The organism is Mesorhizobium sp. RCAM 05099, assembly GCF_059683685.1.
In genome coordinates, this window is sequence record NZ_CM185035.1 from 2,502,193 (window position 1) to 2,528,127 (window position 25,935).

Here is a 25,935-nt window from a genome sequence, read left to right on the forward strand (position 1 = left end):
CGAAGGTGGTCGCTGTCGCTGTATCGGGCCCGACCTGAGCCTCGTTGCGGCTGGAGCGCCAGGCGCTGTTGATCTGGGTATGGGGGAAATCATGAAGAAGATCTACGAAAAGCCGACGCTCAACAAACGCGAAAGGCTGTCCGCCGTGACGGCGGTTCCGCCGAGCTCCCAGCTCCAGTAGCGAGCGCCCTTCGCGATTCTAAGCGAGGGCGTCGCCTGGTGTTGGCTGCGGCTTGACAAGATCTTTCCGGGAGTGCCTTCTGGCTACCTATTGGGGCCAATGGGGACATCACATGAAAAAAACCTACGAAAAGCCGGTGCTTGAAAAGCGCCAGAAGCTTTCGGCTGTCGTGGCCGCCGTGGTCTCGCTGGTCGATTAATAACTTGGTCGTGGATCGGGGCTGAACGCCTGAAGGTCCCGCGAGCCGAGACAGCCAACCCCCGCCGCCACGCTGAGGACGGCGGGGTCGGTTTTCGCGGCGTCGCGTCCTCTGGTCTATCTGGACGAAGACACCGCTGAGGCAGCTAAAGTTACTTGCTGCCGCCGTTTGCCTTCACGCTGCTGCAGAACTCCGGATGGCTGTTGGCGGCATTCGCGTTCTTGGCCTCGTCGTCGCAGGCCGCCATGACCATTTTCTGGTCTTCAGGTGACAGCGCCTTCCAGGCCTTCACGAAGTCGTCACTGCCGACCATCTTCTTCATGCTGGAGTCCGTGTAGAAGGGCTGCATCTTGGCCGGGTCGTCGAGAGCGGACGTTCCGGTGGCGCCGGCGGCGAGGGCCGAACCAGCAACCATCGAAAGCGCCATGGCGCCAAAACAGATCATCTTGATATTCATGGCATGATCCTCCTATTGCCTTGAGATCGTCGAAGCAACGATCCTGTGGCAAACGGCATGTCTGGACGAAAGTTCCGGACTTTTTGTGCGAAATGGAAAATTCTGGCGAACTATAGTCGAGAACACCTTGAGGCTTTTTGGGTCGCTCCCGCTAAGCTTCGCTTTGATGGGCGAGCCTGGAGTGCTCGTCAAAAAAGTGGGAACGGGTTTCCGATGGAGATCGTACCGCAAACACCGAGATTCCACCGGAATGGAACAGGTTCCAAAAAGGCCCGCCACCGACGCGAATCGCGACGGGCCTTCTGGAGTATGCCGGGCTTCCCACCGCCCGACTGCTTTCAAAACTTCACGGCAAGATGATCGTTCCATCGCAATGAAAACCCGCGAGAGCCCGCTGTCGAAGGCGACGGCGAGGTTCGCCAACAGGGCAGGCGCTTCGCCTGACAGCAAGGTCAAACCAAAGTTCGGTCCTCTGCCGGCGCATGAAAAAACCCCGCCGGCCGGGGCCTTGCGGGGTGTTGATTGGAGGAGGATCGAATGGGAGACGATCCGAGTGAAGAACGCTAACGTCGCGCAAAGGTTCCAGCGCTTGCACATGAGGGCGGTGCCAGCGGCTAGATATGGGCGACGATCGCCGTTGCCATTGATTTTGGCACATTGAGCAGGGCCAGAGCTTCCGCAACCTGGCCGCGCCAGCCTTCCGGGGCCGCCGCGGGCTTCCCAAAATTGTCGGCGCCAGTAAGAAGTCCGCGTGCCGCGTGGAAGCCCAGGGCGCGATAGGCCTCGAACTGCTCCTCGGTGAAGAACTGGTCGACGGTCGTTTCGTGGGGAAAGGTTGGCTTCCGCCTGAAGTAGTCGAGGATGTAGTCGTTCTCATCGCCGCTCAATGACGGTTTTATATAGATCAGGACGCCAGTTTCGTCGTCGTCATACTTTATGATGCCGATGGCGGCGTGCGGGCCATGCCGGCCGGGCGGGCCGCCAGGGCCATAGGGCGCGGCCGGCGTGATGCCGAGCGAATTGGACTGGATCGCCTGCCATCCCAGGTCGATCCTGGCGCCGAGATCGATGCGTGCCATCACCTCCAGATTGACCAGCGATGGAAAGGTCAGCGCCGGATCAGCCTCGGCGTCGACCGCCAGGATGACCTTGCAGCGGCGGCGGAGCAACTCGTAGATGCCGAGGTTCTCGATGTGGCCGCCATCGGTCAGGTACACGTTGAGCTGTTTCTCATTCAGAAGCCCGGCCGTCTCCGCCGCGAAATACCATGTGCCGACATTGGCGATCCATCGGTTCAAGCCTTTCTTGAACGCATTGATCCGGGCGGGATTGGCGAGCCAGTAGCCGAGGCGGATGTTCAGGAGCGAGAGGCTGAACGTCAGGATCTTGATGGTCTGCCGTCCCATGTTGGCGGACGCCGCCGCGCCTGAGGTCGCCATTGCCGTGGCGAGGCTGAGGTCGGGCACCACGCGCTCGATATCTTTCGACTTGACATAGCCGGTCGACTGGCTGCCGACATGGAGCGGGCTGAAAATGAAATTGTCGGCGTTGCGCCCGCGCTTGTTGAGATCCTTCGAGCCCTCGAGATTTATGGCGGCGTTCGACAGAAGATAGGGCGAGAAGGCGGCGCCCTCCTTCCAGCTTCCGGCTTTCTCGTCGAACGGCTTCAACGAGGAGAATTTCCAGGTGTCGACGGCTTCCGACGGTTTCTTGCCTATCGTCTTCCTCTGCATGAGAAAGGCGCGGCTGAGGCGGTCGCGATAGAGCCTGTGGAGAGAGTTCGCATTCGGCCCGATCAACAGGCAGACGGCCGAGAGAGCCAAGGCGACGCCCAGATATGTTACGCCGATCGGACCAAGTCGGGACAGGGGCCATATCTGCCAATGCGCATACCAATCCGCCTGGCAATGCGTGATCGCTTTCAGCCAGCGCGGGGTTTCCACGCCGCACCACTCGTCGCCTTTCCGGATCGCCCAGTAACTCAGGTATATGTATGCTATCCACAGCATGAACGGCACGATCACGGCGGCAAGGTACAATGCAAATCGGCTGCTGTTTTTCTTCATCGCCGCGCTCCAGGTCACATCGCCGAGCGATGCCTCCGCAAGCTTGGCCAGTTTCTGCGCGACGGAAATGAGAACCGCCACCGTTGGGGCCAGCACCGTGGCGAGCGAGGGCAGAATGCTCGCGAAAGCCGCGAGCAGATCCTGAAAGGGCTGCGCCAGGACGATGACTTCCCTGGCCGAGGTGATCTGCTTGTCGTTCGCGTTGGCGAGCATCCCGGAAAGCACCAAAGGCTGGATCTCGATGATGGCCGAGGCGAGCACCAGTGCAACCAGCGCGCCCAGGGCACGGCCGAGAACTTCACGGCTCTTCAGCGTGTCCCTGCGAAACGCAAGCGACGTGTAGAGGGCGCTGCCGAACATCAGCAATGCCGCCAGCGCGGCCAGAACCATCGTATGCGCAAAGTGCTTCATGGTTCCGCCGAGCATCCACAATTTCGAGGCCGAAAAGCCGAAGATGCCGGGCGTCATCAGGTCGGATACGGTCGGATTGATCAGGATGGTCAGGGCCGCGAGCAGCAACAAGGCCGGCAGAACGATCAGGGCATTGACCAGCAGGCCGCGCATCACCAGCGCGATGGTCACCAGATAGTCCGGGGCACCGGCCGGCGCCAGGAAATTGGAGAAGTCACGCAGATGCTGCGTTTCAGGCGTTTCCGCTTCATCGAGCCGGCTTTCGAACGGGAATGAGCGATTGTCCTGCATCATCCCGGCCACGACCGACGTGCCGATATAGCCGCCGCCCGACACCGTGGAAAGATAGTCGACGGCATCGAGCGGGCGCGGAGTGCCCGCTGGCGACAGGGACGCCAGCGCCTGCAAGACGCCGAGGCCGTACGAGGCCGAGCGCATGCCCCCGCCCGACAGGGCTATCCCGGTAAGATTGCTGGTTTTTTCCGTCCGGACCGTGCCACGCTGTGGGTCGGACCTTGTGTCGTCGAGGGTCGCGTCGCCGCGATCGACAACAAAATGGCGAGCGGCCTTGCTTGCGGTCTGCGACCTGCGCTCGGCCACCATGCCGTTGCGTATGGAGTCGCGACGGAAATTGATGACGCTCAGTTCGCGACGAAAGACATCAACAAAATTCAGGAGCACGCTCGATCTCCGTTACTTGGGAACCGCACGCCGTCTGTATTGTAGGGAGATATCCTTGTGTCACTAAAGCGCGTACCGCGGGCCATGTCCATGGGCGGGGAGGCAACGCCTCGCGCACGCGAACACAACCGCTTGCGTCGAATGTCGGAATTGGGCGCCGGCTCAGCGCATTTCACGGCGACCCCCTCCTTACGACCAGTATAAATTATCGCTCAGGTCAGTTGGCTCAAGGAGAATTTGCATGCGTGGTCATTGCTTGTGTGGCGCTATTGCTTTTGAAGTCGCCGGCTCGGCACAGGCCTGCGTGAGCTGCCATTGTGAAAGTTGTCGGCGGCAATGTTCTGCGCCGATGACCACCTACATTGGGGTCTTGGACAGCCAATGGCGATGGCTGGGCAAACCACCGAAGGTGTTCAACTCTTCTCCCGGTGTGGAAAGAACATTTTGCGATAACTGTGGCACGCCGCTGTCCTTCCGCTCAAAGAACATGTCCGGTGTCATGCATTTCTTTGCCGCGGCGATGGAGGAGCCGGAAAAATTTGCACCAACGCTGCATGTCGCTTTTGAGGAGAAGCTGCCTTGGTTGAAACTCGCCGACGGCCTGCCCACACGGTTTGGGCCTGACTATACGAAGGACCAGGCTTCGCGCTCGTAGCCAGAATCGCACGGCGGCGAGTTTTGCGAAAGCCATGTCGGCTGAAGCGTGCGGTCGTAGCGGGTTGCGATGTGGCGGAACTGAACCCCTAGTTCTTGTCGACCGGCTTGGAGCGCATCCGCGACACGGTCTCGCGTTCGGCGCGCTTGGAGCGCAGCGGCGGCAGGCCGCGGTCGATCAGGTCCATGTCCTCCAGCACCATGTCGCCCATGCGCTTGAAGGCGATGTCCAGCGCTCCGGCGCGGTGGGCAGAGCGCAGGAAGCCGGGCAGGGCACGCACCGGGTGGTCCTGCGCCAGCGGTTCTTCCGGGAAGACGTCGCTGGCGGCGACGATGTGGCCGCTTTTCACCGCCGCCATCAGGGCCGGGAAGTCGACGACGCCGGCGCGGCTGAGCAGGATGAAGGCGGCGCCCTTGCGCATGCTGGCGAAGGCATCGGCGCCGAGAAAACCCTGGTTCTCAGAGGTGACCGAGGCGACGACGAAAACGAAGTCGCTGGTCGACAGCACCTCGTCCAGCGAGGCCGGCTCGACGCCATTGTCGATGAGGATCGACGGCGGCAGCCAGGGATCGAAAACCTTTGTGCGGGTGCGGAAGCCCGACAGCAGCCGGTTCAGCGCGCGGCCGAGATCGCCGAAGCCGATGATGCCGACATCGGCGCCGGAAAGGAGCCGCGCCGTCTGGTTGCCGTCGCCGCCCCACAACTCCTTGCCATGGCGGAAGGCGAGGTCGGCGTCGACGATGTCGCGGGCGAGGTTGAGCGCCATGGCAAGGCCAAGCTCGGCCACCGGCTCGGCGAACACCAGGCCGGTGGTGACGACATGGATGCCGCGCGAAAACAGCGTCTCGTAGGGCATGTTGTTGAGGAGGTTGGTCTCGACGTTGAAGACGCAGCGCAGCGCCTTCAGGCTTGCCAGCGTCTCGGGCGTGATCGGCGGCTGGCCGACGATGTAGCGCGCTTCAGCAAGGACATCGGCCGGCAGCTTGGCCACGCCATCGGGTGTCGCCTCGACGATGCGGTATTTCGCCCTGAAGCGCGCCAGCTGATCCGGCGTGAAGATGAGATCGAGCGTGCGTGGTTCCGGCGCGCTGATGACCAGTGGCAAGGCGCTGTTTGACATGAAGATTCCTCCCGACGCGATCCGCATCGCGTTTTCTCGACGGACAAAATACCTCCGATTAAACGATTTACAACAACGAAAAATCGATTTACTCATTTTGGCAGCGGACAAAAAATGCTGATGTCCGCGCCTCGGGAGGAGGACCAATGGCGCATCGGCAAGCCCAGCAGCGGCGTCCGTCGATCCACGACGTGGCAAGCCGCGCCGGCGTGTCCGCCGCCACCGTCTCCAAGGTCATGGCGGGCGTCACCACGGTGAAGCCGGAAAATGCGCAGCGTGTCTTCGACGCCGTCGAGCATCTCGGCTACCGCGTCGATCCGCTGGCCTCCGACATGCGGCGGGCCAAGCGCCGCATCATCGGCGCCATCATGCCGGAGTTCGAAAGCGAGTTCTTCGGCCAGATGGTCAGCCAGCTCGAAAGCCTCGCCGAGCAGCGCGGCTACACGCTGGTGGCGGCATCCAGCCGCGAATCCGAAGCACGCGAAAAGGAGATCCTCGCCCGCATGCATGACTGGCGGGTGGCCGGCGTGGTGCTGGCGCCGGTGCGCAACGAGCATGGCCCGGCGGCGGCCTTCATGAAGGCCAATGGCATGACCGGCGTGCTGATCGACCGCGTGCTGTCGGACGACGCCTTCGACACAGTGTCGGCCGACAGTGCTTCCGCCAGCGCCGAAGTGGCGCGCGAACTGATCGGCAAGGGCCATCGCCACATCCTGGTCATCGGCCTTGGCGAGCAGGCGGCCACGGTGCGCGCCCGCCTCGACGGGTTTCGCTCGACCGCGCTCAGACTGGCGCCGGACGTCCGCATCGATGTCGTGCTGGCCGAAACCGATGTCGAACCGCTCAGGGCGCAATTGCGCGACTACTTTGCAAAAGGCGAGCGCCCGACGGCGGTCTATTCGCTGTTCCTCAAGGGCACGCTGGTGGCGCTGTCCGAATTCCGCCGGCGCGGCTGGCACTGCCCCAACGATATCTCGCTGGTCGGCTTCGACGATGCCGAATGGATGCAGGTGACATGGCCGGCCATCGCCGCCGTGGTGCAGCCGGTGCGGCAGATCGCCGGCCACGCGATGGAGGCGCTGTTTGCCAGGATTGAAGGCGAGGAGGGGCCGCCGATCGCGCGGCTCGAACCTTGCAAGGTTTTGATGCGGGAATCCGTTGGCTCGCCAGGCAACGTCCCGCATTCCGGGGGAGGAGACCGACAATAGCCCCCATTGTCGAAGACGGAAGGCAAACGCCGCGCCTGGCCTCGGCTCGCGGCACGTGACATCAACCGGAGGAAACCAAAATGACACCGTTCGCTCTGAAGATAAATCGATTTACTTTGGCTTTGGGCGCGGCAATCGCGTTCTCGGCCATCTCCGTGGCCAAGGCCGAGGACGGCGAATATGGCGTGCTGATGAAGACGTTGGCCAATCCGTTCTGGGGCGCGATGGCCCAGGGCGTCGAGGCCGGCGCCAAGGAAGCGGGCGTGAAATACTTCCAGCAGGCGGCTGAAAGCGACCAGGCGGCCGAGCCGCAGCTCAATTTGTGCAACACCATGCTGGAGCGCAAGCCGGCGGCGATGATCACCGCCGCCATCAACTCGACCAACCTGCTGCCCTGCCTCAAGGCGGCGCAGGACGCCGGCATCAAGATCGTCGACCTCGACAACAATCTCGACCAGGCGGTGCTCGACAAGGAAGGCATCAAGGTCACCTTCCACATCGGCTCCGACAATGGCGCGGCCGGCGCGCAAGGCGCGGACTATCTCGTCTCCAAGCTCGGCAAGGACGCCAAGGGTCCGGTGCTGGTGATCGAGGGCCTGTCCGGCAACATCACCGGCGAGAAGCGCGCCAAGGGCTTTGCCGACAAGCTGAAGGAGCTGGCGCCGGGGCTGGAAATCGTCGCCTCGCTGCCGGGTGACTGGGATCGCGGCAAGGCGGCCTCGATCGCCACCGACACGCTGACGGCGCATCCCGACCTCGTCGCCATCTTCTGCGCCAATGACGGCATGGCGCTCGGCGCGGTCGAATCCGTCTACGCCGCCGGCAAAGGTCCGCAGGTGACCATCATCGGCGTCGACGGCAATTCGGATGCGGTGAAGTCGATCAAGGACGGCCGCCTCAACGCCTCCGTTGCGCAGCTGCCCTACCTCGTCGGCAAGCAGGCGGTCGAGAACGTCAAGAAGGCGCTGGCCGGCGAAAAGGTCGAGGACAGCATCGCCGTGCCGACCCTGGTGCTGACCAAGGACGTGCTCGAGGCCGGCAAGGAGCCGATGCTGGAATACGTGAAGTAGGAAGGGAATAGGGGAGTAGGCAGTAGGCGGTAGGCAGTAGGGGACCAGGCATGTTCCGCCCTTGGAGCTGATCTCGATCGACCTTCTACCCTACTGCCTAATCCCCACTACCTACTGCCTTACTGCCCTCTCTCAAAGGTGCAACCAAATGTCATTCTGGTCCCGGGTGCAGCGCGCATCCGTCGAGCGGCTCCACATTCGCCTGGAATCGCTGCTGGTGCTGGTGGTGCTCAGCGCCGTGATGGCGGTGCTGTCGCCCTACTTCCTGTCGCTCAGCAATTTCCTCAACATCCTGCTCGCCACATCGACGATCGGCGTGCTGGCGATCGCCGCCACCTTCGTCATCGGCTCGGGCGGGCTCGACCTGTCGCTCGGCTCGGTGATGGGGCTGGCCGGCGTCGCCGGCGCCTTCGTGGCGGTCAACCTTGGCTGGCCGTCGGTGTTCGCGGTCTGCGCCTGCATCATCGCCGGCGGGCTTGCCGGCTACATCAATGGCCAGCTGGTCACCCGCGCCTTCGTGCCGGCCTTCATCGTCACGCTCGGCATGCTGGGCCTGGCGCGTGGGCTGGCGCTGGTCATCTCGCAGGGCAGGGCGATCTACGGCCTGCCGCCCGCGATTGTCTATATCGGCCGGGGCCGCCCCTTCGGCATTCCGATGCCGGTCATCCTGCTGGTGCTGACGGCCATCGTCGCGCACTGCCTGCTCGCCTATACGCGCTTTGGCCGCCACACGCTGGCGCTCGGCGACAGCGAGGGCGCAGCGCGCGCCGCCGGCATTCGCGTCGAGCACCATCGCCGCATCATCTACACGCTGTCGGGGGCGCTCGCCGGCCTTGCCGGCCTCTTGTTCACCGCCCGCGTCAATGCCGGCGACCCGACCGCCGGCATCAACTACGAGCTGACCGCGATCACCGCGGCGATCATCGGCGGCACCAATCTGTTCGGCGGCCGCGCCTCGATCCTCGGCACCATGATCGGCGCGCTGATCATGGGCGTGCTGCAGAACGGGCTGACGCTGCTCGCCGTGCAGTCCTACTACCAGCAGATGGCGATCGGCGCGGTGCTGATCCTGGCCGTCTTCATCGACCAGTACCAGGTGCGCAAGGAGTCACGCGTATGACCCTCCTTGTGCTCAACGGCATCCGCAAGAGTTTTGGCGCGGTCGACGTGTTGCATGGCGTCGACCTCTCGGTCGAGGCCGGCGAAGTGATCGGCCTCGTCGGCGACAATGGCGCCGGCAAGTCGACATTGATGAAGACCATCACCGGCATCTACCGGGCCGACGCCGGCTCGATCGAACTCGGCGGCAAGGACATCCTGCCGCTCGACCCCGGCCAGCGGCGCGAACTCGGCATCGAAATGATCTACCAGGACCTGTCGCTGGCCGGGCAGCAGGACGTGGCCGCCAACATCTTCCTTGGCCGCGAGCCGACGAAGAAGCTGTTCGGGCTCATTCCGGGCTTTGTCGACAAGGCCGAGATGGACCGTCAGGCGGGCAAGATGATCGAGCGGCTGGGCGCGCACCTGCCGTCGATCAACCGCTCGGTCGGCTCGTTCTCCGGTGGCCAGCAGCAGACGGTGGCGATCGCGCGGGCGCTGACCTTCAACCCCAGGCTGGTGATCATGGACGAGCCGACGGCGGCGCTCGCCGTGCGCGAGGTGCAGAGCGTGCTCGACCTCATCCGCCGGCTGAAGTCGGAAGGCATCGCCGTCATCCTGATCTCGCACCGGCTGAACGACGTGCTGGCGGTCACCGACCGTATCGTCGTGCTGCGCCATGGCCGCGCCGAGGCCAATCTGGTCACCGCGAGAACCAACATGAACGAAGTCGTCGGCCGCATCGTCGGCGGCGGCGACACCAGCGCCGCGGCGGCGCACGAACAGAGAGGCTGAACCGATGAATACCTTTGGACTGCACACTTTCGCCATCGCGCCGGTCTGGGACCTCGACCTGATCGAGCCGCAGATGGAGCGGTTGAAGGGGCTCGGCATCGGCCTGCTGGAAATCCCGCTGCTGCGCCCCGAGGAGATCGACACCAAGCGCACGCGCGCCTTCGCCGAACGCTGGAACGTCGAGCTTATTCCATCGCTTGGCCTGCCGGCTTCACTCGATGTGGTGGCGCGGCCGGACGAGGCGCTCGCCTTCCTCGAGCCGGCCTTCACGGTGTGCGAGGCGGTAGGCAGCGCCGCACTTGGCGGCGTCACCTATGGCACGATCGGCAAGACGACCGGCCGTGCCCCGACGGCTGGCGAAATCGACGGCATGTGCAGCTTCCTGGCGCGTGCGGCCAAGGCCGCCAAGGCGCATGGGCTGAAGCTCGGCATCGAGCCCTGCAACCGCTACGAGACGCATCTGATCAATCGCGGCATCGATGCTGCCAAAATCATCGAGCGCGTCGGCGCCGACAACATCTTCATCCATCTCGACACCTATCACATGCATATCGAGGAGGAGAGCTTCGAGGCCGGCTTCAAGGCCGCCGCGCCCTATCTTGGCTATGTCCATGTCTCGGAAGCCAATCGCGGCGTGCCGGGGCGCGGCATGCTCAACTGGGCGGCCTGCATGAAGGCGATCGCCGGCATCGGCTACAGCGGCGCGATCACGCTCGAAAGCATGAACCATGTCGATGTCGACATCGCCGGCGGGCTCGCCGTGTGGCGGCCGGTGGCCGACAATCCCGACGACGTCATCGGCGTCGGCCTGCCGTTCCTGCGGGCGGAAGCGAGGAAGGCCGGGCTGACGCTGGGGTGAGAGGCTTCTTAAGCTGTGACAGCCGGGCGTGGCACAATTGACACCTTGCGGCAAATTGGCTCTTTTGTCTCGGTATCCAACGCGGAGGGCATATCCATTGAAGAAATATGAGAAGCCAACGTTGCAGAAGCGGGAAAGGCTTTCGGTCGTCACGGCCCAGGTTGGGCCGTCGTCAGCTCCGCCGCCGCCCTGAGCGGTTGAACGTCTGACGCGTTCGCCCGGTGAGGCGAAAGCACAAGGGCGCGATCGGTCGATCGCGCCTTATTGCATCTTGGCCACGGCCGCTGGCCGCTGGCCGAAATGCCGTATCTTGCGGCCGATGATCATCAGCTGGCGCGCGGTGTTGTTGCGCAGGCGGCGGATGCGCCATTCGAGTCCCGTACCGGTGGTGATCGACCGGGCATAGTAACTCACGCGCATACCGTCCTCATCGGTGGCCACCTTGACCGGGTCGTCATAGAAGGCGCTGATCTTGTCGGCCGCCATGCCCGGTGTTTCGAGCCAGCGCGGAATGTGAACCGAATAGAGCTGGTCGACATCGGTCATCACGCGCGCGATGCCGACGCCCGGCGTTGGACACGTCGTGCAGAAAGCGTCGCCGATGAAGACAACCCCGTCACGGCGATGCCCTTCCGTCCGCGTCAGATCGATCGGCCTGATCTCGACCGGCCCGCTGACCTTGAAGTTCCCGCACTGCGCCGCGATCTCCGGCATCATTTCGCAAAGCATTTTCTGCGGATCCTTGCGGAACGCCTTGGTCCACGGTTCGTTCGCCTGGCGATAGCCGAACATGTTCGCCCGCATGACGCCGCCGATGGGAAACACGCTGATATAGGCCATCCGGTCTTCGGGTCGGCTGGAGAAACAGGTGACGGCTTGATAGGCGCATTCGCTCGGCGGGGTGGCAAGATCGAACCCGATCGAAAGGGAATGGGCCTTGGAGTCCTCGATGCGGCGCACGCCGATGGCGCGACGCACGGCCTCGCTGTGGCCGGTGGCCACCACCAGCAGCCGCGCCTCGATGATGGCGCCGGTGTTGAGGACAAGCCGCTGCTTGTCCGGCCCGGTGGTGATCTCGGCGACCTTGGCCACGGTGACCGGCACCTGGGGCGGCAAGGCGGCGCGCAAGCCATTGATCAGCGCGCCGTAGGAAAATCCATATTCGACGCGCCGTTCGCGCGCGAACAACTGGCCAAGGCGAAAGACATGGATGTCGTCCATCGGCGTCATCAGAGGCAGGACGATCGAATTCAGGCCCAGTTTTTCAAACAGGCGCCCCTGGCCCGTGCCGAGCTTCTCGGCCCTGAACTCGTCGGGATGGGTATGGTGCGGATCGATCAACGCGACCTTGCGTCCGTCTCTGGCCAGCAGCGTGGCCAAGGTCGTGCCGGCCAGTCCGGCGCCGACAATCGCCACGTCGACCGTCGTCGGCTCGGCGTTTTTGGCGGGTGCTTCAGGCTCTCTCTGGCTGCTCATCATGCTTCTCCGGGCCTTGTACCGAGTATCTCTCTGCCTCGATCAACCTCAAGCAACCTTTGCGTGAGGCTGGTGGTAAGCAAGGTTTAGGTTAATCCGCGCCGATGCTTCCAGCGCGGCGCGATCGCCGAGCCGTCGATGAACTCGAAGCCTCCCGCCTCGTTGAGTGTGTGCAGCTTGCGCCCGTTCCATAGCTCACCGGGATTTAAGATCGTCTCAACGACCTGCTCCATGCCGCCCAGGTCGAGGCGTGAAACGCGGGCGATGCCGAGGGCGGCGCCATAGCTCCGGCGGCAGTCCTGCACGGGGCGGATGAGGTCGTTGCCGCGTTTCACCATGCGGCCGGCCGGCCTTGCCGAGGCAATATCGATCAGCACGGGATTGTTCGCATGCGGCGTCCAGGGCCCGCGAAAATCCGGCGCCGACCACAGATGCAGTGCGTCGGAAAAGGCACCTCCACCATCCCGGATGGTGCCTCCACCATCCCTGACGGTGGCGAACATCCACCAGCGTCCGCCATGCTCGACCAGCGTGGCGTCACTGGCAACGACGCCGGACAGAAGCGTTGATTCCTTGACCCAGCCGCGGGGGAAGGCGGTCGCCCGGTAGAGGTCGACCGTGCCGTTGGCGCAGCTCTCCGGGATCATCCAGACCTCGCCGTCGCGCTCGAAGACGAAGGGGTAGGAGAGGTGGTAGGGCAGTTCCAGCACCGGCTCGGGGCTTCCGAGCGGTCCCGCCGGACCGAATGGCACGGCGGAGATGATGGCCTTGCCGAGCCGGTGGATATAGTCCTCGACGAACAAGGTGAGCTTGCCCTGATGCAGGATCGGGAACGGATCGGCGTAGAAGCGGCTGCCGTCGTCCGGCAGCACCTGCCAGCCCGATGCCGGGTGCGCGCGCAGGTCGAACAGATCCCTGCCTTTGGTCTCACGCCAGCCGACCTTCCAGTGCGGCGCGTTGTAGCAAAGATGATAGATCTTCTGGACGATCCGCCGCGCCAGCGCCTTGGCCGCCCTGACGCCAAGCTTGCCGGCCGAGGGCATCGGCGGGGCGCCAGCCTGCGCCGCCTCGGGCAGCGCCGGCAGGGCAGAGGCCTTCGCCGCGCCCGTCATTGCCGCGACGACCAGGCTTGTCGTGCGCGCCAGCATGTCCTGGAAAGAGGCGAGCGCGATGCCGCCATATTCGGTTCCCAGGCGCCCGGCGGCAATCGCAACGCCGTTCTCCTCGATCCGGGCAAGTGGCGTCCGGCCGTCGAGGATCAGGGCCAGCAAGGCTTCTTCTCCGCTGGCGCCATCGTAGGTGACGCGCCAGACGCGGGTTGCATCCGGATTGACGTCACCGCAGAGGTCGAGCACCAGGTCGGGGGAAGCGGGCCGTTCCGCGCGGTAGGGAGCGAGATCCGAAAGTGGCACGCGTTTCGCCAGCCCGTCGCGGGACAGGCCGTGTATCGCCGTTTCAAGTTGGAACAAGGCCTCCGCGCCGCGCGGGATGCCGCCGCCGGCTGGGCGAGCGTCGACAGACACCGTCACGCCTGGAAGCGCGGCCAGGCGTTGGAGCAGCATGAGGTGAAAAGCGCGGACGCACTGGCTGTCCAGGCGAAGGCTTACCCGCATATCGGACGCTCGACGGTCTGCCGCACGTCATTGCCGACGCGGCCGGCCCGGTTCAAACGTTGCCCCATCTATGTCGGTCTCCTGCCGCGCGATCTCAACACTCCGGTTTCCTTCTAAGCAAACCCCGTGCCAAAATTCCAAGCAGCTGCGAACATAATTAATAATGTTTTAACAATTGGAGGAATAGCTAGGCTCAAGCCGCAATTTCGTCTTGCAGGCAAATGGAGTATTGTAGGAGGCAGCTATGCTATCATCTCTGCCCAGCGTTCCTCAGCAATACTTTCCGGAAGCGGGACCGGTGGAATCGGCGGCATCCTACCCACCTTCGACAGTCGAGCTCGGCGACCTGAAGCGCATATTGGTGCGCCGTCGCTTGTGGATCATCGGCACCGCCGTGCTGCTGACGCTCGCGACCCTGCTCTACGGCCTGCTCACGCCCGCGCTCTACAGCTCGGTGGCGGAAATCATCGTCGATCCGCAGGACCTGCAGGTGGTCACCAACAACATCAATCCGAGCGGGCTGGCGCCCGACGGCGGCATCACGCAGGTTGAAAGTCAGGTCAGCGTGGTCCAGTCGACGGGCGTGCTGCTGCGGGCGATCAAGGCAACGAACCTGACGGCGGATCCGGAATTCAACGGGCAGGGCTTGCTGTCCCGCTTGCTCGGCTCTGGTCCGGACCAGAAGGACAGGACGCTCTCGACCCTCGATGCGCTGCGCAGCCGCCTCGCGGTGAAGCGGGCGGACAAGGTGCTGGTCATCGACGTGATCGTCACGGCCAAGAGCGCCGACAAGGCCGCGCTCTCGGCCAACGCCATCGCGCAGGCCTATCTGGCCGACCAGGCGAGCGCGCGCGCGCAAGCCGCCACGGATGCGTCGAAATCGATTACGGCGCGACTGGACGAACAGCGCAAGCGCGTCCAGCAGGCCGAAAACGCCGTCGAGGCCTACAAGGCGGCCAACAACATGGTGATGGCCGCAGGCACGCTGGTCAGCGACCAGGAACTCACCGATCTCAACACCCAGCTTTCGGCGGCGCAAAGCCGCACCGCGACGCTGAAGGCGCAGGTCGACCAGCTCCGCAAGCAGAACGGCACGGCCGATGCGACCTCGGAAGCGATGCGCTCTTCGGTGATTTCGAGCCTGCGGGCACAGGAAGCGACGCTTGTCGACCAGGTCTCGCAGCTTGGCACGGAACTGGGGCCGCGCCATCCGTCGATGATCGCCGCGCAGCAGCAGCTGCGCGACACGCGCCGGCTGATCGCGCGCGAGCTCGGCCGCATCCAGACGGCCGCCGAGACCGACTACGAGCGGGCGCTCGCCAACCAGCAGGCGCTGGAAGCGAAAGTCGCGGGCATGAAGAGCAAGTCGCTCGACACCGACCAGGCATCGGTGCGGCTGCGCGAACTGCAGCGCGACCTCGAAGCGGTGCGTTCCGTCTACGCGACCTACCTCCAGCGGGCCCAGGAAACGCGCGAGCAGATCAACGTCGACAGCACCAACGCGCGCGTCATCTCGGATGCCATGCCGGCCCAGAAGAAGAGCTGGCCGCCACTGGGGCTGCTCTTGTTTGGCGCCGTGTTTGGCGGATTGGGACTGGGCACCGGCCTGGCGCTGATCGCGGAATACTCCTCGCCGACCGTGCTTTCCAGCAACCAGATGCAGTCGGCGATCGATGCTCCCGTGCTGGGCATCCTGCCGGCGGGAGCGAAGGCCGGGCGGCGCTGGTGGCCTTTCGGCGCGAGCCCGGCCGTCGCGGCCAGCCAGAAGGCGGACGCTGTGATCGGCCTGGCGCTGCGGCGCATGTTCACCTCCGGCAGGCGTCCGCCGGACTGGCCGCTGGTGCCAAGCATTCTGGTGACGTCGCCACCCGAGGATGCGGCGCAGCGCAACAGGATCGCTCGCCTGCTCGCCAACGCCGCGGCTGCCAGGGGCAGCCGCGTCCTGTTCGTCGACACCAATGCCAGCAACGGGCAGAAGGACCCGCAGCCCGGGATACTCGATGTGCTGCGCGGCGAGTATGCGTTTGAAGCCATCAGCCGATATGCCCCGGGCAGCAACGTCGCGCTTCTGGGCAGGGGCCGGCCGAAGGCGGTCTTCCAGGAGGCCCACGGCGTCTACTTCGCGCAGCACATGCTGACCCAGGCGAGCCGGAGTTTCGAACTCGTCGTCGTCGATGGCGGCGCGCTCGCCGAGAACCTGAATGCCTCGCCGCTGGTCGCCATGGTGGACGAGATCGTGCTCGTCGCCGGGCTGAACGCCACGCCGATGCGTGACGTGACGGCGACGGTGCAGGCGATTTCCGTCATGGGGCGGGTGCCGACAGGCGCCCTGCTGGTCGACGAGGTGGCCTGACATGGCCTCCGGCTGGAGCGGGACCGCCTCGAATTTTGACGTCGCCGCGCCCCGCGCCGGCACCTCCGTCGATGCGGTGACGCAGGTTGGACTGATCGTTGCCGTGGCGGTGCTGTTCAGCGTCTCGGGCGGCATGCTCTGGCTGCTGGGCTACAATTACGATGGCCTGTCGGGCAGCGCGGCGACCAAGATCCATCCCTCCACCTATCTCATCATCCTGCTGTTTGCCTGGCGTTCGTGCACATTCGGCAATCCGGTCGGCTATTGCGTCCACGTCGCCAACCGGCGGCCGGCCACCACGCTGATGGTCGTCATCGCCATCGTGCTCCTGGCCGTCGTCATCCTCAGGCAACGGCCCGGCATGGCCGGCATGATCGACACGTTCGTGGCGTCCGGGCTCCTGGTGCTCTTGCTCGGCGAGGACGACGAATGGACATTCGCCAAGCTGCCCACCGTCATTCACACGGTCATGACGGCCAACGCGCTGCTCGCCCTTGTCGAGTTCGCCACCAAGACGCTGCTCTTCCCCTATCGCTTCGATGGCGAGGTGTTCGCCACCGACCTGCGTTCAAGCGCGCTGCAGGGGCATCCGCTGGTCAATGCCACGCTGACGTCGATCTATGTGCTGGCGCTGCTCAGCGGCGCGAGATCGCTGCCGGCGCCGCTGCGGCTGGCGATGGTCGGCCTGCAATGCGCGGCGCTCGTTGCATTCGGCGGCCGGTCGGCGATGGTGGTGACCATCCTCCTGGGCGGCAGCTATGTGCTTTTCCACGGCTTTCGCAAATTGCGCACCGGACGCGTCAACCTGCTCGGCGCCGCGCTGGCGAGCATGCTGGCCGCGCTGCTGCCGGTTGCCATCGCCGTCCTGGCCTCGCAGGGCTTTTTCGATGCGCTGCTCGGCCGCTTCGTTTCGGACGGCGGCAGCGCCAATGCCCGGGTCGAGATGTTCGAGATCTTTAGATATCTGGAGCTGCGCGACGTGATCGTCGGGCCGAGCGTCGATCTCGTCGAGAGCCTGCGCCGGATCAACGGCCTCGAATGGGGTATCGAGAACCCGTTCATCCGCATGACGGTCTACCAGGGAGCCTTCTTCACCCTGTTGATGATGTCCGGCTTCGGGCTGTTCATGCATGAGGTGGCGCGCCGCTGCCATCCCGGCGTCTGGCTGCCGATCGTCGGCTGGCTCATCCTCCTCAACACCTCGGAAAGCATCTCCTCCAAGACCACGCTGCTCACCAAGATCGCCGTGCTGTGCCTTGCCCTCTACCGGCCCGCACGCGTGGCAATCAGGCCGGTCAGAGCAGTTCCTCGTCTCATGGAAACGCAGAACCGCTCCACATCTTTTTGATGCTGTTGCCGTTTCACAAAGCTCAATCAACTGGCTGCCGCCAATGGCCGAGATGGGCCGGTGGCGGACTCGCGGCTTCGAGGCTTGGGATGTGAGAAGCGGACGTTCGCCATGCATCGACGCAATCTGACCTAGAGCGGACAGTCCAAGTTGCTGATCCCTGTCCGCATTGGGACGGTAGGACTTTCGCCCGAGTAGGCGGACAATTCTGCCGCTAAAACTTGCAGGCTGTGTTCGGACGATCCAACTCCGCTCGGAATGACTTTTCCACTGGAGCGAAGATGACTGTCACGTCCTTAGCAGGCGCTCCCGACTCGTTTCGCCCGATGTGCCCACGGCCGGTATCAACATACCCATGGCCTTTCGAGACCACCTTTGGCGTGCACGTCGGATCGTCGCCCTCGTAGAACGTCACTTCGCCTTCAGTGACCGTGATGAAGACCGGGCCCGGATGCGAATGCCATCCCGTCGAGCTTCCGCGCGCGTAGTCATGGGTCCGCACGACGATGTCCAGCGGGCTCTTCGCTTGGGCCGCAAACCCGAGATCGGACTGCAGGTCAAATGGATCATACGTAGCCCGTCCAATAACGGTTGGGGTGACCCCGACCGCCGGCTCTGCCTGAGCTGGCATCAAGGCGGGCATTGTTAGCTGGAAAGCCCACAGTGAGAACATAAGCATGCCGACACGGCGTGGGTTGAGGAATCGCGGCTTCATGGGTAGTCCTCCTATTGGATCCAACGTGTCCCGGATCAGGGTGAACGGCGATTAGGATGATGCGCGTGAGCCACGCGCCCGCCAGCAATGCAAACCCGATCCTGACAGATCCAGACCGCATCACATCCTCCGATGCCCTTGCGGCGGTTTGCCGTCGCGTCCCTCGCGGTGCGTCAGCTCGTCCAATTGGGTGGCACAAAACAACGGCCCGTGAGGGAAGTCCTGAAGGCCGTCCGAAAATTTCCCGAAATTCTCCTGAAGCGAGCGGAAATCGCGATGTTTTTGTGAACGCTGCACCAGCGGTAAGTCGTGGTAGAGTGCTGTCCGAGGAATGGAGCCCACCTGCGGGGGGAGACTGAATGGAAATCCGGTTAGGTCAATCGCTCGCAATCAACGGCGTGACCGCCGATTTCGGCAACGAAACGTTGCGCGATCGGGAGGGCAATCCAGTCGATTTACGGCCGCAGGCTTTCGCGGTGCTGCGCTACTTGGCGCAGAATGCCGATCGCCTCGTGACCAAGGACGAATTGATCGAGGCCGTCTGGCTCGGCATCGCTGTCACCGAGGACAGCCTATTTCAGTGCATTCACGAGATACGGCGCGCCCTCCACGATGAGGCCCGGGCCATCCTGCAGACTGCGCCGAAGCGTGGCTACCGGCTTGTGCTGTCAGTGAACGGTGAGCATCCGGCCGGGTCGGCGCCGGCGGGGTGTGAGGAGTCGTCACCTAAGGCAACGATGCCAATGCTCGACGCAATGTCGGCACGGCATACGCGAAAACCACTCCGGGCTTCGCTGGCGTTCACCGTCGTTGCGGCTCTGAGCATCATCGGGGTCACAATCTGGCACATCAGGCCGTCCCAAAAGACGCTGGAGGGCAATCCGTCGATTGCCGTGCTTCCGTTCGATGTCTTTGACAGCGATGAGACCACCAAACGGTTCGCAAGCGGGATCGGTCAGGACATCATCACAGACCTCTCGCGCTATCGCGATATTGAGGTCATTGGCTGGAACTCGAGCAGCACTTATGCCGGATCGCCGATCGATGTTCGTAACGTCGGGCGCGACCTGAACGTGCGCTATGTGCTGAAGGGCTCGGTCCAACGCGACCATGACCAGATTCGCGTGACGACAGAACTCCTCGACACAGCGACGGCTGTAAGTCTCTGGTCGGAGCGCTGGGATCGGCCTGTTTTCGACCTTTTCTCGGTTCAGGCCGAAATCTCAAATGAAGTGACAAGCCAGCTCGGCAGCGCGAAGGGCGCCATACCGGAGGCGGATCGTATCGCCGGGCTGCGGCTTCAGCCCCAGAATCTAACTGCTTATGAAACCTATCTCCGCGGTCGGGAATCGCTGCTGCGCTTCACCAAGGAGAGCATCGAGGCGTCCATTCCGCTCTTCAGGCAAGCCGTCACAACGGACCCGAAGCTTGCACGGGCTTGGGTCGAGATGGCTTCCGCTTATAACGCGCTCGCAGGCTTTGGGGCGAATAGCGATGAGGTCCTGCCTCAGGCTCTCGCCGCCGCCGAAACTGGTCTCGCCATCGATCCGCAAGACGCGCTTGCGCACGCGATCATGGCCCTCGTCCTTGGACACATGGACAATTTCGAACGGGCAGAGGCGGAGTTCGACATCGCCCTTCGCCTGAATCCCGGCTCAGCCGACATCATGACCCTTTATTCGCTGTGGGCAAACGCCTTCGGAAAACCCGAGCGCGGAGCGGAGGCCGCCGACAAGGCAATCCGGCTCAATCCCAACTACCCGAATGGGGCCGCGTTGGGATTCCGCTACGCCTATTTCATGGCGGGACGATACGAGGATGCGCTGCACGTTCTGGAGCGCCTGCCGCTCGAAAGCTATAACAGCTTCTCCTGGATCGTTCGCGCTGCCGTTTATGTTGAACTTGGCCGTGGCGAGGAGGCCAGGACCTGGGTTGCCAAGGGCCTTGCGAAATATCCGGAGCTGACCATCGAAGGTTTCGTGAATGGACCTGGGTGGAGTGACTCCGAGCGGAAGCGAATAATGGACGCGATGCAACACGCGGGTTTTCCGCCTTGTGCTCTGCCGGATCAGCTCAACGGAGTCACGAGCCCCATTCGCATAGCGGGATGCGTGAACTCAAAAGACCGCAGGCCGTCAGCTCTGTGACCGGAGTCGATAGCGGAACAGCACTCTTGATCGCAGAAAACGCGATCCGTGCCGGGCACCCACACACCCCCCATGACCGCTTTTAGCGCACCCTCGACCTCCAGCGCGGTCGCCAATGTCCGCTGTGAGGCGGTGGCACAATTAACTTTAGCGGCCGACATGCGGCGCAAAGTTGCCGTTCGCTTCGTGGAAGACGTAAGTCGACTTCGGGTTGAACTCGTTCGGCGTGAATGGGTTTTTGACCCTAGTCCGCCGGCATGGTCAGGCCAAGCGCGGCGATGATGGTGGGGTCCAGCGCCCGCGTGGTGTCGTCCATCATCCCCATGCCGTCGAACAGATTCCAGAATGCCCAGCCAAAGCCAAGATCCTCGGCGCCCTGGCGCACGTCGGCGATGTAGCGCGCGCGATCGGGGTTGGGCGCGGCCACATAGCGGGCGTCGGTGCGCAGCGCGCCGAACTCGCCCATGACGATGCGTTCCGGCGCCACGCTGTGGGCGTCGCCCCAGGCGCGAACCTGGCGAAGATATTTGTCGACGAAGCCCCGGTCGGGCCGGGCGTCGAAATAGACCTTCAGCACGCGCTCGGTTTCCGCATAGGCGGCGTGCTTGGCCTCGTCGGTCGTTTCGGTGTCCTGCGCCATACGCGCCCTGACGGACGCCAGCGTCTCTTCCAACGAGCCGGCGGATGCCGGCCATGGCACGTTGTTGAGCGAGCGGTAGACGGGCTCGCGCATCCATGGCGCGCCCTGGTGGCTGAACAGATAGGGTTCGTAGAAATGGAAGGTGAACAGGATCGGCTCGAAGGTCGACAGCGGTACCGGATCGAGCGCGGTCAGCCCGCCGACCATCGAGCCGCAGCCGCCGGTGACGACCAGCGGCAAGGTCGCGGACGATGCCCTTGCCGCGGTCAGCAGCGCGTGCTGGACCTGCGACCAGACGTTGGACGCGCAGGCCTGCGGCGGTTCGTTGACCGGCTCGAGCGCCACCTTGCCGGGCTGGAACCGCTCCAGCCTGCCGGCAAGCTCGCCGATCAGCCCCCGGTAGAGATCGAAGGCGGGCGCGGCGGTGCTGGAGACCATGCGGTCAGGGTTCCAATAGTGGGTGGCGCCGTTGGCCTGCACGTTGACGATGATGCCGAGATCGGCGTCGAGCGTGGCGGTGACCGCCTTGTCCAGCATGTCCAGCAACTGGCCGCGGGACGTCATGTCGGCCGCCAGGAAGGGACCGGGATCGACGGGCAAGCGGATGAAATCCAGTCCGGTCTCGCGCAACCGGCGCAGATCGGCCGATGTTGGAACCGGCCGTTGCGACTGGAATGGCGGCCAGTCGAAATCGGTGCGAGGTGCCGGAAATTCACGTGTCAGAGAAAACCAGGGCCAGGCGTTGACGCCGCGGCGAAAATGCGGCGCCTCGACGGCGCGGGCGGACGGTGCGATCGGGGCGGAGCCGATCGCCGCCGCCGTGGACAGCGCTGCCTTGAGTACCCGACGGCGCGACCAGCCCGTCATGCGGTGCCGGGCGATGGACGATCGATCGTGACGGCCTCGGCGGCGGTCATGCCGAGCAGCCGGTAGGCTTCACGCTCGTAGGCGAGCAGGACGTCCTCCCAGCGGAAGGCTTCATTGGCACGCGCCCCGGCGGCCTTGCCGCAGGCGGCGACCAGGGCGTCGTCGTCCAGCGCCTGTTGCATCCGCTCGGCGCAGCTGGCGGTATCGGTGAAATAGATGGCGGCGGCCCCAGCCGTCCACCTGTTATAGGGATTGTCGTGCGCGATCACCATGTTGCCGGCGGCCAGCGCCTCGACCAGCGACGGGTTGGTGCCGCCGACGGTGTGGCCGTGCAGATAGGCGCGCGCGTGGAAGCGCAGCGCCTTCACCGTGTCCTGGTCGTATATGGCGCCCGGCAGAACCACCGAGCCATTCGCGGCCTCGCGGACGGCGACGTGATAGGGGATTTCGTCGGAAAGCGTGCCCAGCACCACCAGCTTCATGTCGCGCTTGCGGCTGCAGAAGGCTTCGATGATCGGCAGGATGTTGTTGTCGGGTTCGATGCGCGCGATCGAGATCAAATAGCGCCCGGGCTCGAGGCCGAGTGCCCGAACCGGCGCCTCGGGCGCCGATGTCACCGGATCGGCGCCATAGGCGATGGTGGCGATGGCGCTGCGCGGCCGGCGCGTCGCCAGATGATCTGATATCGCGGGATGATCGGCGACCAGGCGATGCGAAGTCCAGGCGGCGATCCATTCGTTGAGCCAGAACCAGGTGCGCGCCGCCATCCCCCATTTGGGGCGGCGCCACTCGATGCCGTCCATGTTGGTGATGATCTTGCGCCGCATCAGCCTGAGCCAGATCAGGAAGATCCCGCCATTGTAGCCGAGAACGAGGCAGACGCCCGGCCGCCTGGCGGCGTCGCGGGCGCATTGCCAGTCGAATTCCAGTGTCGCGCGCGGCCCCCTGGAGGCGACCTCGACATGGATGAGCTCGATGCCGCGCCAGGTTTCGCTGCGCACCCTCTGCTCGATCCGGTCGACCTCCTGCTGGCAGTAGACGCCGACCTTCCAGCCTCTTGCGGCGAGAAAGAGAGCCAGTCTTTCGGCGAAGGTTTCAAAGCCGCCATGGGCCGCCGGTATGCCGCGCGTCCCCAGGATCAGAATGGCGGGCGTCTCTGGTTTCATGGCCGGCGGAACTTTCGGGTCGATTCCATGTATATTAGCGACTGCTGCATCATCAGGAAGCGGAAGCGCAACTTCCGTGCCATCTCCCGATTTCGGCGTCCGGGCGGATGATCATCGCGCCGGGTTGTAAAAAAACTGTATTGAACCCGGTGGTTGTTTCATTATCGATCAACCCTTCTGTGCGTATCTGTGTCGAAACGAGGCATTGCCAGGGATTTGGCGTCCGGCGGCCGGACGGATCAACCAGGCATGGTTCTTGCGACAAGGTTCCAGCACGCCTCCGGCTAGCGCGATGGTTGCGGCACCTGGCGGGATACAAAGATGCGGATTGCCTGCGTTCATCAGGGATATGAACTCTATGGTTCCGACCGCAGCTTCGCGGAGAGCGTCGCTGCGCTGCGCGCCGCGTTTCCGTCGGCCGACATCGAAGTGGTGCTGCCGCGCAGCGGGCCGATTGTACGGATCCTGGAGGGCCATGCCAGCCGGATCGTGTTCGAACCGCTCTGGGTGCTGAGGCGTCAAGCCATATTGCGCCTGGCGACGGTCGAGATGGCGCGGCTGCCGATGGCGGTGCTGAGGGCATGGCGCCGCCTCAGGGATTGCGATCTCACCTACATCAACACCTCGATCGTGGCCGATTACGCGCTGGCCGCGCGCTTTGTCCCCGGCAAGGCCGTCCTGCATATCCACGAGATCCCCGAAGGCGGCATGCGCCGAATACTTGTCGGCCTGATGCGCTGGAGCCATGCCGATCTCATCTTCAACTCGCGCGCGACGCGCGCCGCGTTCGGCGATCCCAAGGGTTCGCGCACGCATGTCGTCTACAACGGTGTCGCCGGGCCGGCGGCCGCCGAAGCGATGACCTATGACGGCAAGCGCCCGTTGCGGGTGTTGCTGCTTGGCCGCGTCAACAGGATCAAGGGCCAGGAAGTCCTGCTGGAGGCGATCGCTTCGATGCCGGCGGAATTGCGGTCGCGGATCGAGGTGCGGCTGGTCGGCGGCGCCTTCGAAAGCGCCGAGCGCGAGCGCGCGCTGGCCGAACTGGTCGAGAGCATGGGCCTGGCCGGACGCGTCAGCGTGTTGCCTTTCGTGCCGGACCCCTCGGAGCACTACCGCTGGGCCGATATTGTCACGGTGCCGTCGCGGCGTCCGGAATCGCTGGGTCGCGTCGCCATCGAGGCAATGGCCCATGGCCGTCCGCCGCTGGTGTCGGCGATCGGCGGGCTGGTGGAAGTCGTCATCGATGGCGAGACGGGCTGGCATGTTCCGCCGGGCGATGCCACGGCGCTGGCCGGCAAACTGCGGGAGATCATCCTGCGGCCGGACGCCTGGCGTGGTTTCGTCGCGGCGGGCCGGTCGCGATACGAGGAGCTTTTCAGCGAGCCGGTGGCGGCGGCGGCGATCGTGGCGATCGCCACGGACAAGCTGAGGGCGGCGCTGGCGAAGCCTGGCCCGGCGCATGTCGCCCGCGAAGCGGAGACCAGTTCGTGACGTTCGCGTTTCCCGCCCATCTGCTGCGGCGTCTCGTGCTGATGATCGGCGGCGAGGCCATGCAAAGCGGCTTTCACTTCGCGCTGAACATCGCGCTGCTGCATGTGCTGTCGGCGCAAGGCTACGGCATCTTCGCCATCGCCATGGTGATGGGGGGCGTCGGCCTGTCCTACATCCGGTCGCTGACCGCCGTGCCCGCCAGCATATGGATGGGCAAGAGCACCAACCGCGCCGGCGTCGACGCACATGATGTCACTTTCGGAACGGCGGCACTCGTCGTGGCGCTGGTCATGGCCGCCGCCACGGCGCTGCTGATGCAGCTTTGGGGTGAGGCAAGCGGTGTCGCCGCGGGTTGCTTCGTCGGCGCCTGGTCGCTGCGCAGTTATATGCGCACGGCATTCTTCGCGCGCCGCCAACAGATGATTGTCTCCATCAGCGACTTCGTCTTCACGGTCGCGGGCATCGCGTTGACCGCGCTGGCGATCTGGGTGGCTGCGGACGTGCTGCAAGCGTCGTTCTATGCACTGGCGGCGGCCAACCTGATTGGCATCGTCGTGCTGGTCCGGCTGGCGCGGCGGACGCTTCGCATCAGCTTCCGCATGCCGGCCCGGCGACGCTACGCCAGGCTCTGGCCGCAGTTGCGCTGGTCGGGGTTCAGCGCCACCACCACCAACATCCAGGGGCAGTGCCTGGCACTGCTGGTCGCGGGCATTGCCGGACCGGCCGCTTACGCGCCACTGGCGGCGGTTCTCGTGCTGTTTGGCCCGCTGCGCATCATCAGCCTGGCTTTCATGAACATGATCCAGCCGGAACTCGCGAAGCTGATGGCGAAGAACGAAGTCGGCCGCGTCTGGACGCAGGCCAAGATATGGGCCCTGGTGATGGGGCTCGGCAGCCTGGTCTACGGATGCGGCATATTGTTCGTCTTGCCGATGATAAAATCCCAGGCGCTCGCGGACGCCTCGATAGGTTTCATCGGGCTCCTGGCGATCGCGAACTATGTGCCGATCATGCTCTACATTATGCCCCGCGTCATCCTCGAGATACTCGGTGATTTCCGGATGGTCGCCTTCATCACGACGGCCGGCGCGATCGTCGGACTGGTCCTGATCGCCATCCTGCTGGCGATCGCGTCTCCGCCATGGTCGCTCGCCGGTGCCGCTGCCTCCGAGACCGTCGTGCTTCTGGCCTCATGGTATTTCGCACGCCGCCACATGCGGGCGCTCGAGCCGAGGGACGACCGCCATGATGGCCAGTCAACGTCGTGGCGACGGGCCGAACACGTCCCGCTTGCCACGGGAAAAAGATAGGTGACGGAC

The 25,935-nt window shown here is 64.2% G+C and carries 20 protein-coding genes; 12 read left to right on the top strand and 8 right to left on the bottom strand.

The window, feature by feature from the left end:
- The first annotated feature begins 91 nt into the window (after positions 1-91).
- Positions 92-181, top strand: a complete 90-nt coding sequence (locus AC56QQ_RS12365) for a putative RiPP precursor (RefSeq protein ID WP_497127460.1) — start codon at positions 92-94, stop codon at positions 179-181.
- Positions 182-531: 350 nt separating this feature from the next.
- Here the strand turns inward: AC56QQ_RS12365 and AC56QQ_RS12370 are convergent, their stop codons facing one another.
- Together AC56QQ_RS12370 and AC56QQ_RS12375 are read right to left on the bottom strand one after the other, a co-directional pair.
- The gene (locus AC56QQ_RS12370; protein ID WP_497127462.1) at positions 532-837 is read right to left on the bottom strand and encodes a hypothetical protein; all 306 of its coding nucleotides are present in this window, start codon (positions 835-837) and stop codon (positions 532-534) included.
- Between the two features lie 614 nt (positions 838-1,451).
- A complete protein-coding gene (locus AC56QQ_RS12375) occupies positions 1,452-3,995 on the bottom strand; it encodes a patatin-like phospholipase family protein (protein WP_497127464.1) in 2,544 nt (847 codons plus the stop codon).
- A 241-nt stretch (positions 3,996-4,236) separates the two neighbouring features.
- Between AC56QQ_RS12375 and AC56QQ_RS12380 the strand changes: the two genes are divergently transcribed.
- Positions 4,237-4,650: a GFA family protein gene (locus AC56QQ_RS12380; protein ID WP_489862463.1), complete on the top strand. Its 414-nt coding sequence runs from the start codon at positions 4,237-4,239 to the stop codon at positions 4,648-4,650.
- An 88-nt stretch (positions 4,651-4,738) separates the two neighbouring features.
- Here the strand turns inward: AC56QQ_RS12380 and AC56QQ_RS12385 are convergent, their stop codons facing one another.
- Positions 4,739-5,770: a hydroxyacid dehydrogenase gene (locus tag AC56QQ_RS12385; protein WP_497127466.1), complete on the bottom strand. Its 1,032-nt coding sequence runs from the start codon at positions 5,768-5,770 to the stop codon at positions 4,739-4,741.
- Positions 5,771-5,916: 146 nt separating this feature from the next.
- On the opposite strand from AC56QQ_RS12385, the gene AC56QQ_RS12390 reads away from it, so the two are divergent.
- The 5 genes from AC56QQ_RS12390 (at position 5,917) to AC56QQ_RS12410 (ending at position 10,800) form a co-directional block, all read left to right on the top strand.
- Positions 5,917-6,978, top strand: coding sequence for a LacI family DNA-binding transcriptional regulator (locus AC56QQ_RS12390; RefSeq protein ID WP_489862461.1), 1,062 nt, complete (start codon positions 5,917-5,919; stop codon positions 6,976-6,978).
- A gap of 80 nt (positions 6,979-7,058) precedes the next feature.
- Positions 7,059-8,048 (top strand): sugar ABC transporter substrate-binding protein, encoded by a 990-nt coding sequence (locus AC56QQ_RS12395; RefSeq protein ID WP_497127468.1) that lies wholly within the window; start codon positions 7,059-7,061, stop codon positions 8,046-8,048.
- Positions 8,049-8,196: 148 nt separating this feature from the next.
- On the top strand, positions 8,197-9,168 hold the full coding sequence (locus tag AC56QQ_RS12400) for an ABC transporter permease (protein ID WP_497127471.1): 972 nt from the start codon (positions 8,197-8,199) through the stop codon (positions 9,166-9,168).
- The gene (locus AC56QQ_RS12405) at positions 9,165-9,941 is read left to right on the top strand and encodes an ATP-binding cassette domain-containing protein (protein ID WP_497127473.1); all 777 of its coding nucleotides are present in this window, start codon (positions 9,165-9,167) and stop codon (positions 9,939-9,941) included. The genes AC56QQ_RS12400 and AC56QQ_RS12405 overlap by 4 nt, the downstream gene beginning before the upstream one ends.
- Positions 9,942-9,945: 4 nt before the next feature.
- Positions 9,946-10,800, top strand: coding sequence for a sugar phosphate isomerase/epimerase family protein (locus AC56QQ_RS12410; protein WP_497127475.1), 855 nt, complete (start codon positions 9,946-9,948; stop codon positions 10,798-10,800).
- A gap of 261 nt (positions 10,801-11,061) precedes the next feature.
- Here AC56QQ_RS12410 and AC56QQ_RS12415 read toward each other — a convergent pair whose 3' ends face one another.
- Positions 11,062-12,276, bottom strand: a complete 1,215-nt coding sequence (locus AC56QQ_RS12415) for an FAD-dependent oxidoreductase (RefSeq protein WP_497127477.1) — start codon at positions 12,274-12,276, stop codon at positions 11,062-11,064.
- Between the two features lie 86 nt (positions 12,277-12,362).
- On the bottom strand, positions 12,363-13,889 hold the full coding sequence (locus tag AC56QQ_RS12420) for a glucosamine inositolphosphorylceramide transferase family protein (RefSeq protein ID WP_497127479.1): 1,527 nt from the start codon (positions 13,887-13,889) through the stop codon (positions 12,363-12,365).
- Between the two features lie 244 nt (positions 13,890-14,133).
- Here AC56QQ_RS12420 and AC56QQ_RS12425 point away from each other — a divergent pair, with 244 nt between their 5' ends.
- Both AC56QQ_RS12425 and AC56QQ_RS12430 read left to right on the top strand, forming a co-directional pair.
- Positions 14,134-16,242, top strand: a complete 2,109-nt coding sequence (locus AC56QQ_RS12425; protein ID WP_497127481.1) for a GumC family protein — start codon at positions 14,134-14,136, stop codon at positions 16,240-16,242.
- Between the two features lies 1 nt (position 16,243).
- Positions 16,244-17,590, top strand: coding sequence for a VpsF family polysaccharide biosynthesis protein (locus AC56QQ_RS12430; RefSeq protein ID WP_497127483.1), 1,347 nt, complete (start codon positions 16,244-16,246; stop codon positions 17,588-17,590).
- 214 nt (positions 17,591-17,804) lie between these two features.
- Here the strand turns inward: AC56QQ_RS12430 and AC56QQ_RS12435 are convergent, their stop codons facing one another.
- Positions 17,805-18,305, bottom strand: coding sequence for a cupin domain-containing protein (locus AC56QQ_RS12435; RefSeq protein ID WP_497127485.1), 501 nt, complete (start codon positions 18,303-18,305; stop codon positions 17,805-17,807).
- 359 nt (positions 18,306-18,664) lie between these two features.
- On the opposite strand from AC56QQ_RS12435, the gene AC56QQ_RS12440 reads away from it, so the two are divergent.
- A complete protein-coding gene (locus tag AC56QQ_RS12440) occupies positions 18,665-20,452 on the top strand; it encodes a winged helix-turn-helix domain-containing tetratricopeptide repeat protein (protein ID WP_497127487.1) in 1,788 nt (595 codons plus the stop codon).
- Between the two features lie 244 nt (positions 20,453-20,696).
- Here AC56QQ_RS12440 and AC56QQ_RS12445 read toward each other — a convergent pair whose 3' ends face one another.
- Both AC56QQ_RS12445 and AC56QQ_RS12450 read right to left on the bottom strand, forming a co-directional pair.
- Positions 20,697-21,959 carry a glycoside hydrolase family 5 protein gene (locus tag AC56QQ_RS12445; protein ID WP_497127490.1) on the bottom strand — a complete coding sequence of 421 codons (1,263 nt, stop codon included), beginning with the start codon at positions 21,957-21,959 and terminating at the stop codon, positions 20,697-20,699.
- A complete protein-coding gene (locus AC56QQ_RS12450) occupies positions 21,956-23,125 on the bottom strand; it encodes a DUF1972 domain-containing protein (RefSeq protein WP_497127492.1) in 1,170 nt (389 codons plus the stop codon). The genes AC56QQ_RS12445 and AC56QQ_RS12450 overlap by 4 nt, the downstream gene beginning before the upstream one ends.
- A 321-nt stretch (positions 23,126-23,446) precedes the next feature.
- On the opposite strand from AC56QQ_RS12450, the gene AC56QQ_RS12455 reads away from it, so the two are divergent.
- Both AC56QQ_RS12455 and AC56QQ_RS12460 read left to right on the top strand, forming a co-directional pair.
- Complete coding sequence (locus tag AC56QQ_RS12455; protein ID WP_497127494.1) at positions 23,447-24,616, top strand: glycosyltransferase family 4 protein; 1,170 nt, start codon at positions 23,447-23,449, stop codon at positions 24,614-24,616.
- Positions 24,613-25,926, top strand: a complete 1,314-nt coding sequence (locus AC56QQ_RS12460) for an MATE family efflux transporter (RefSeq protein WP_497127496.1) — start codon at positions 24,613-24,615, stop codon at positions 25,924-25,926. The genes AC56QQ_RS12455 and AC56QQ_RS12460 overlap by 4 nt, the downstream gene beginning before the upstream one ends.
- The last annotated feature ends 9 nt before the right edge of the window (positions 25,927-25,935 follow it).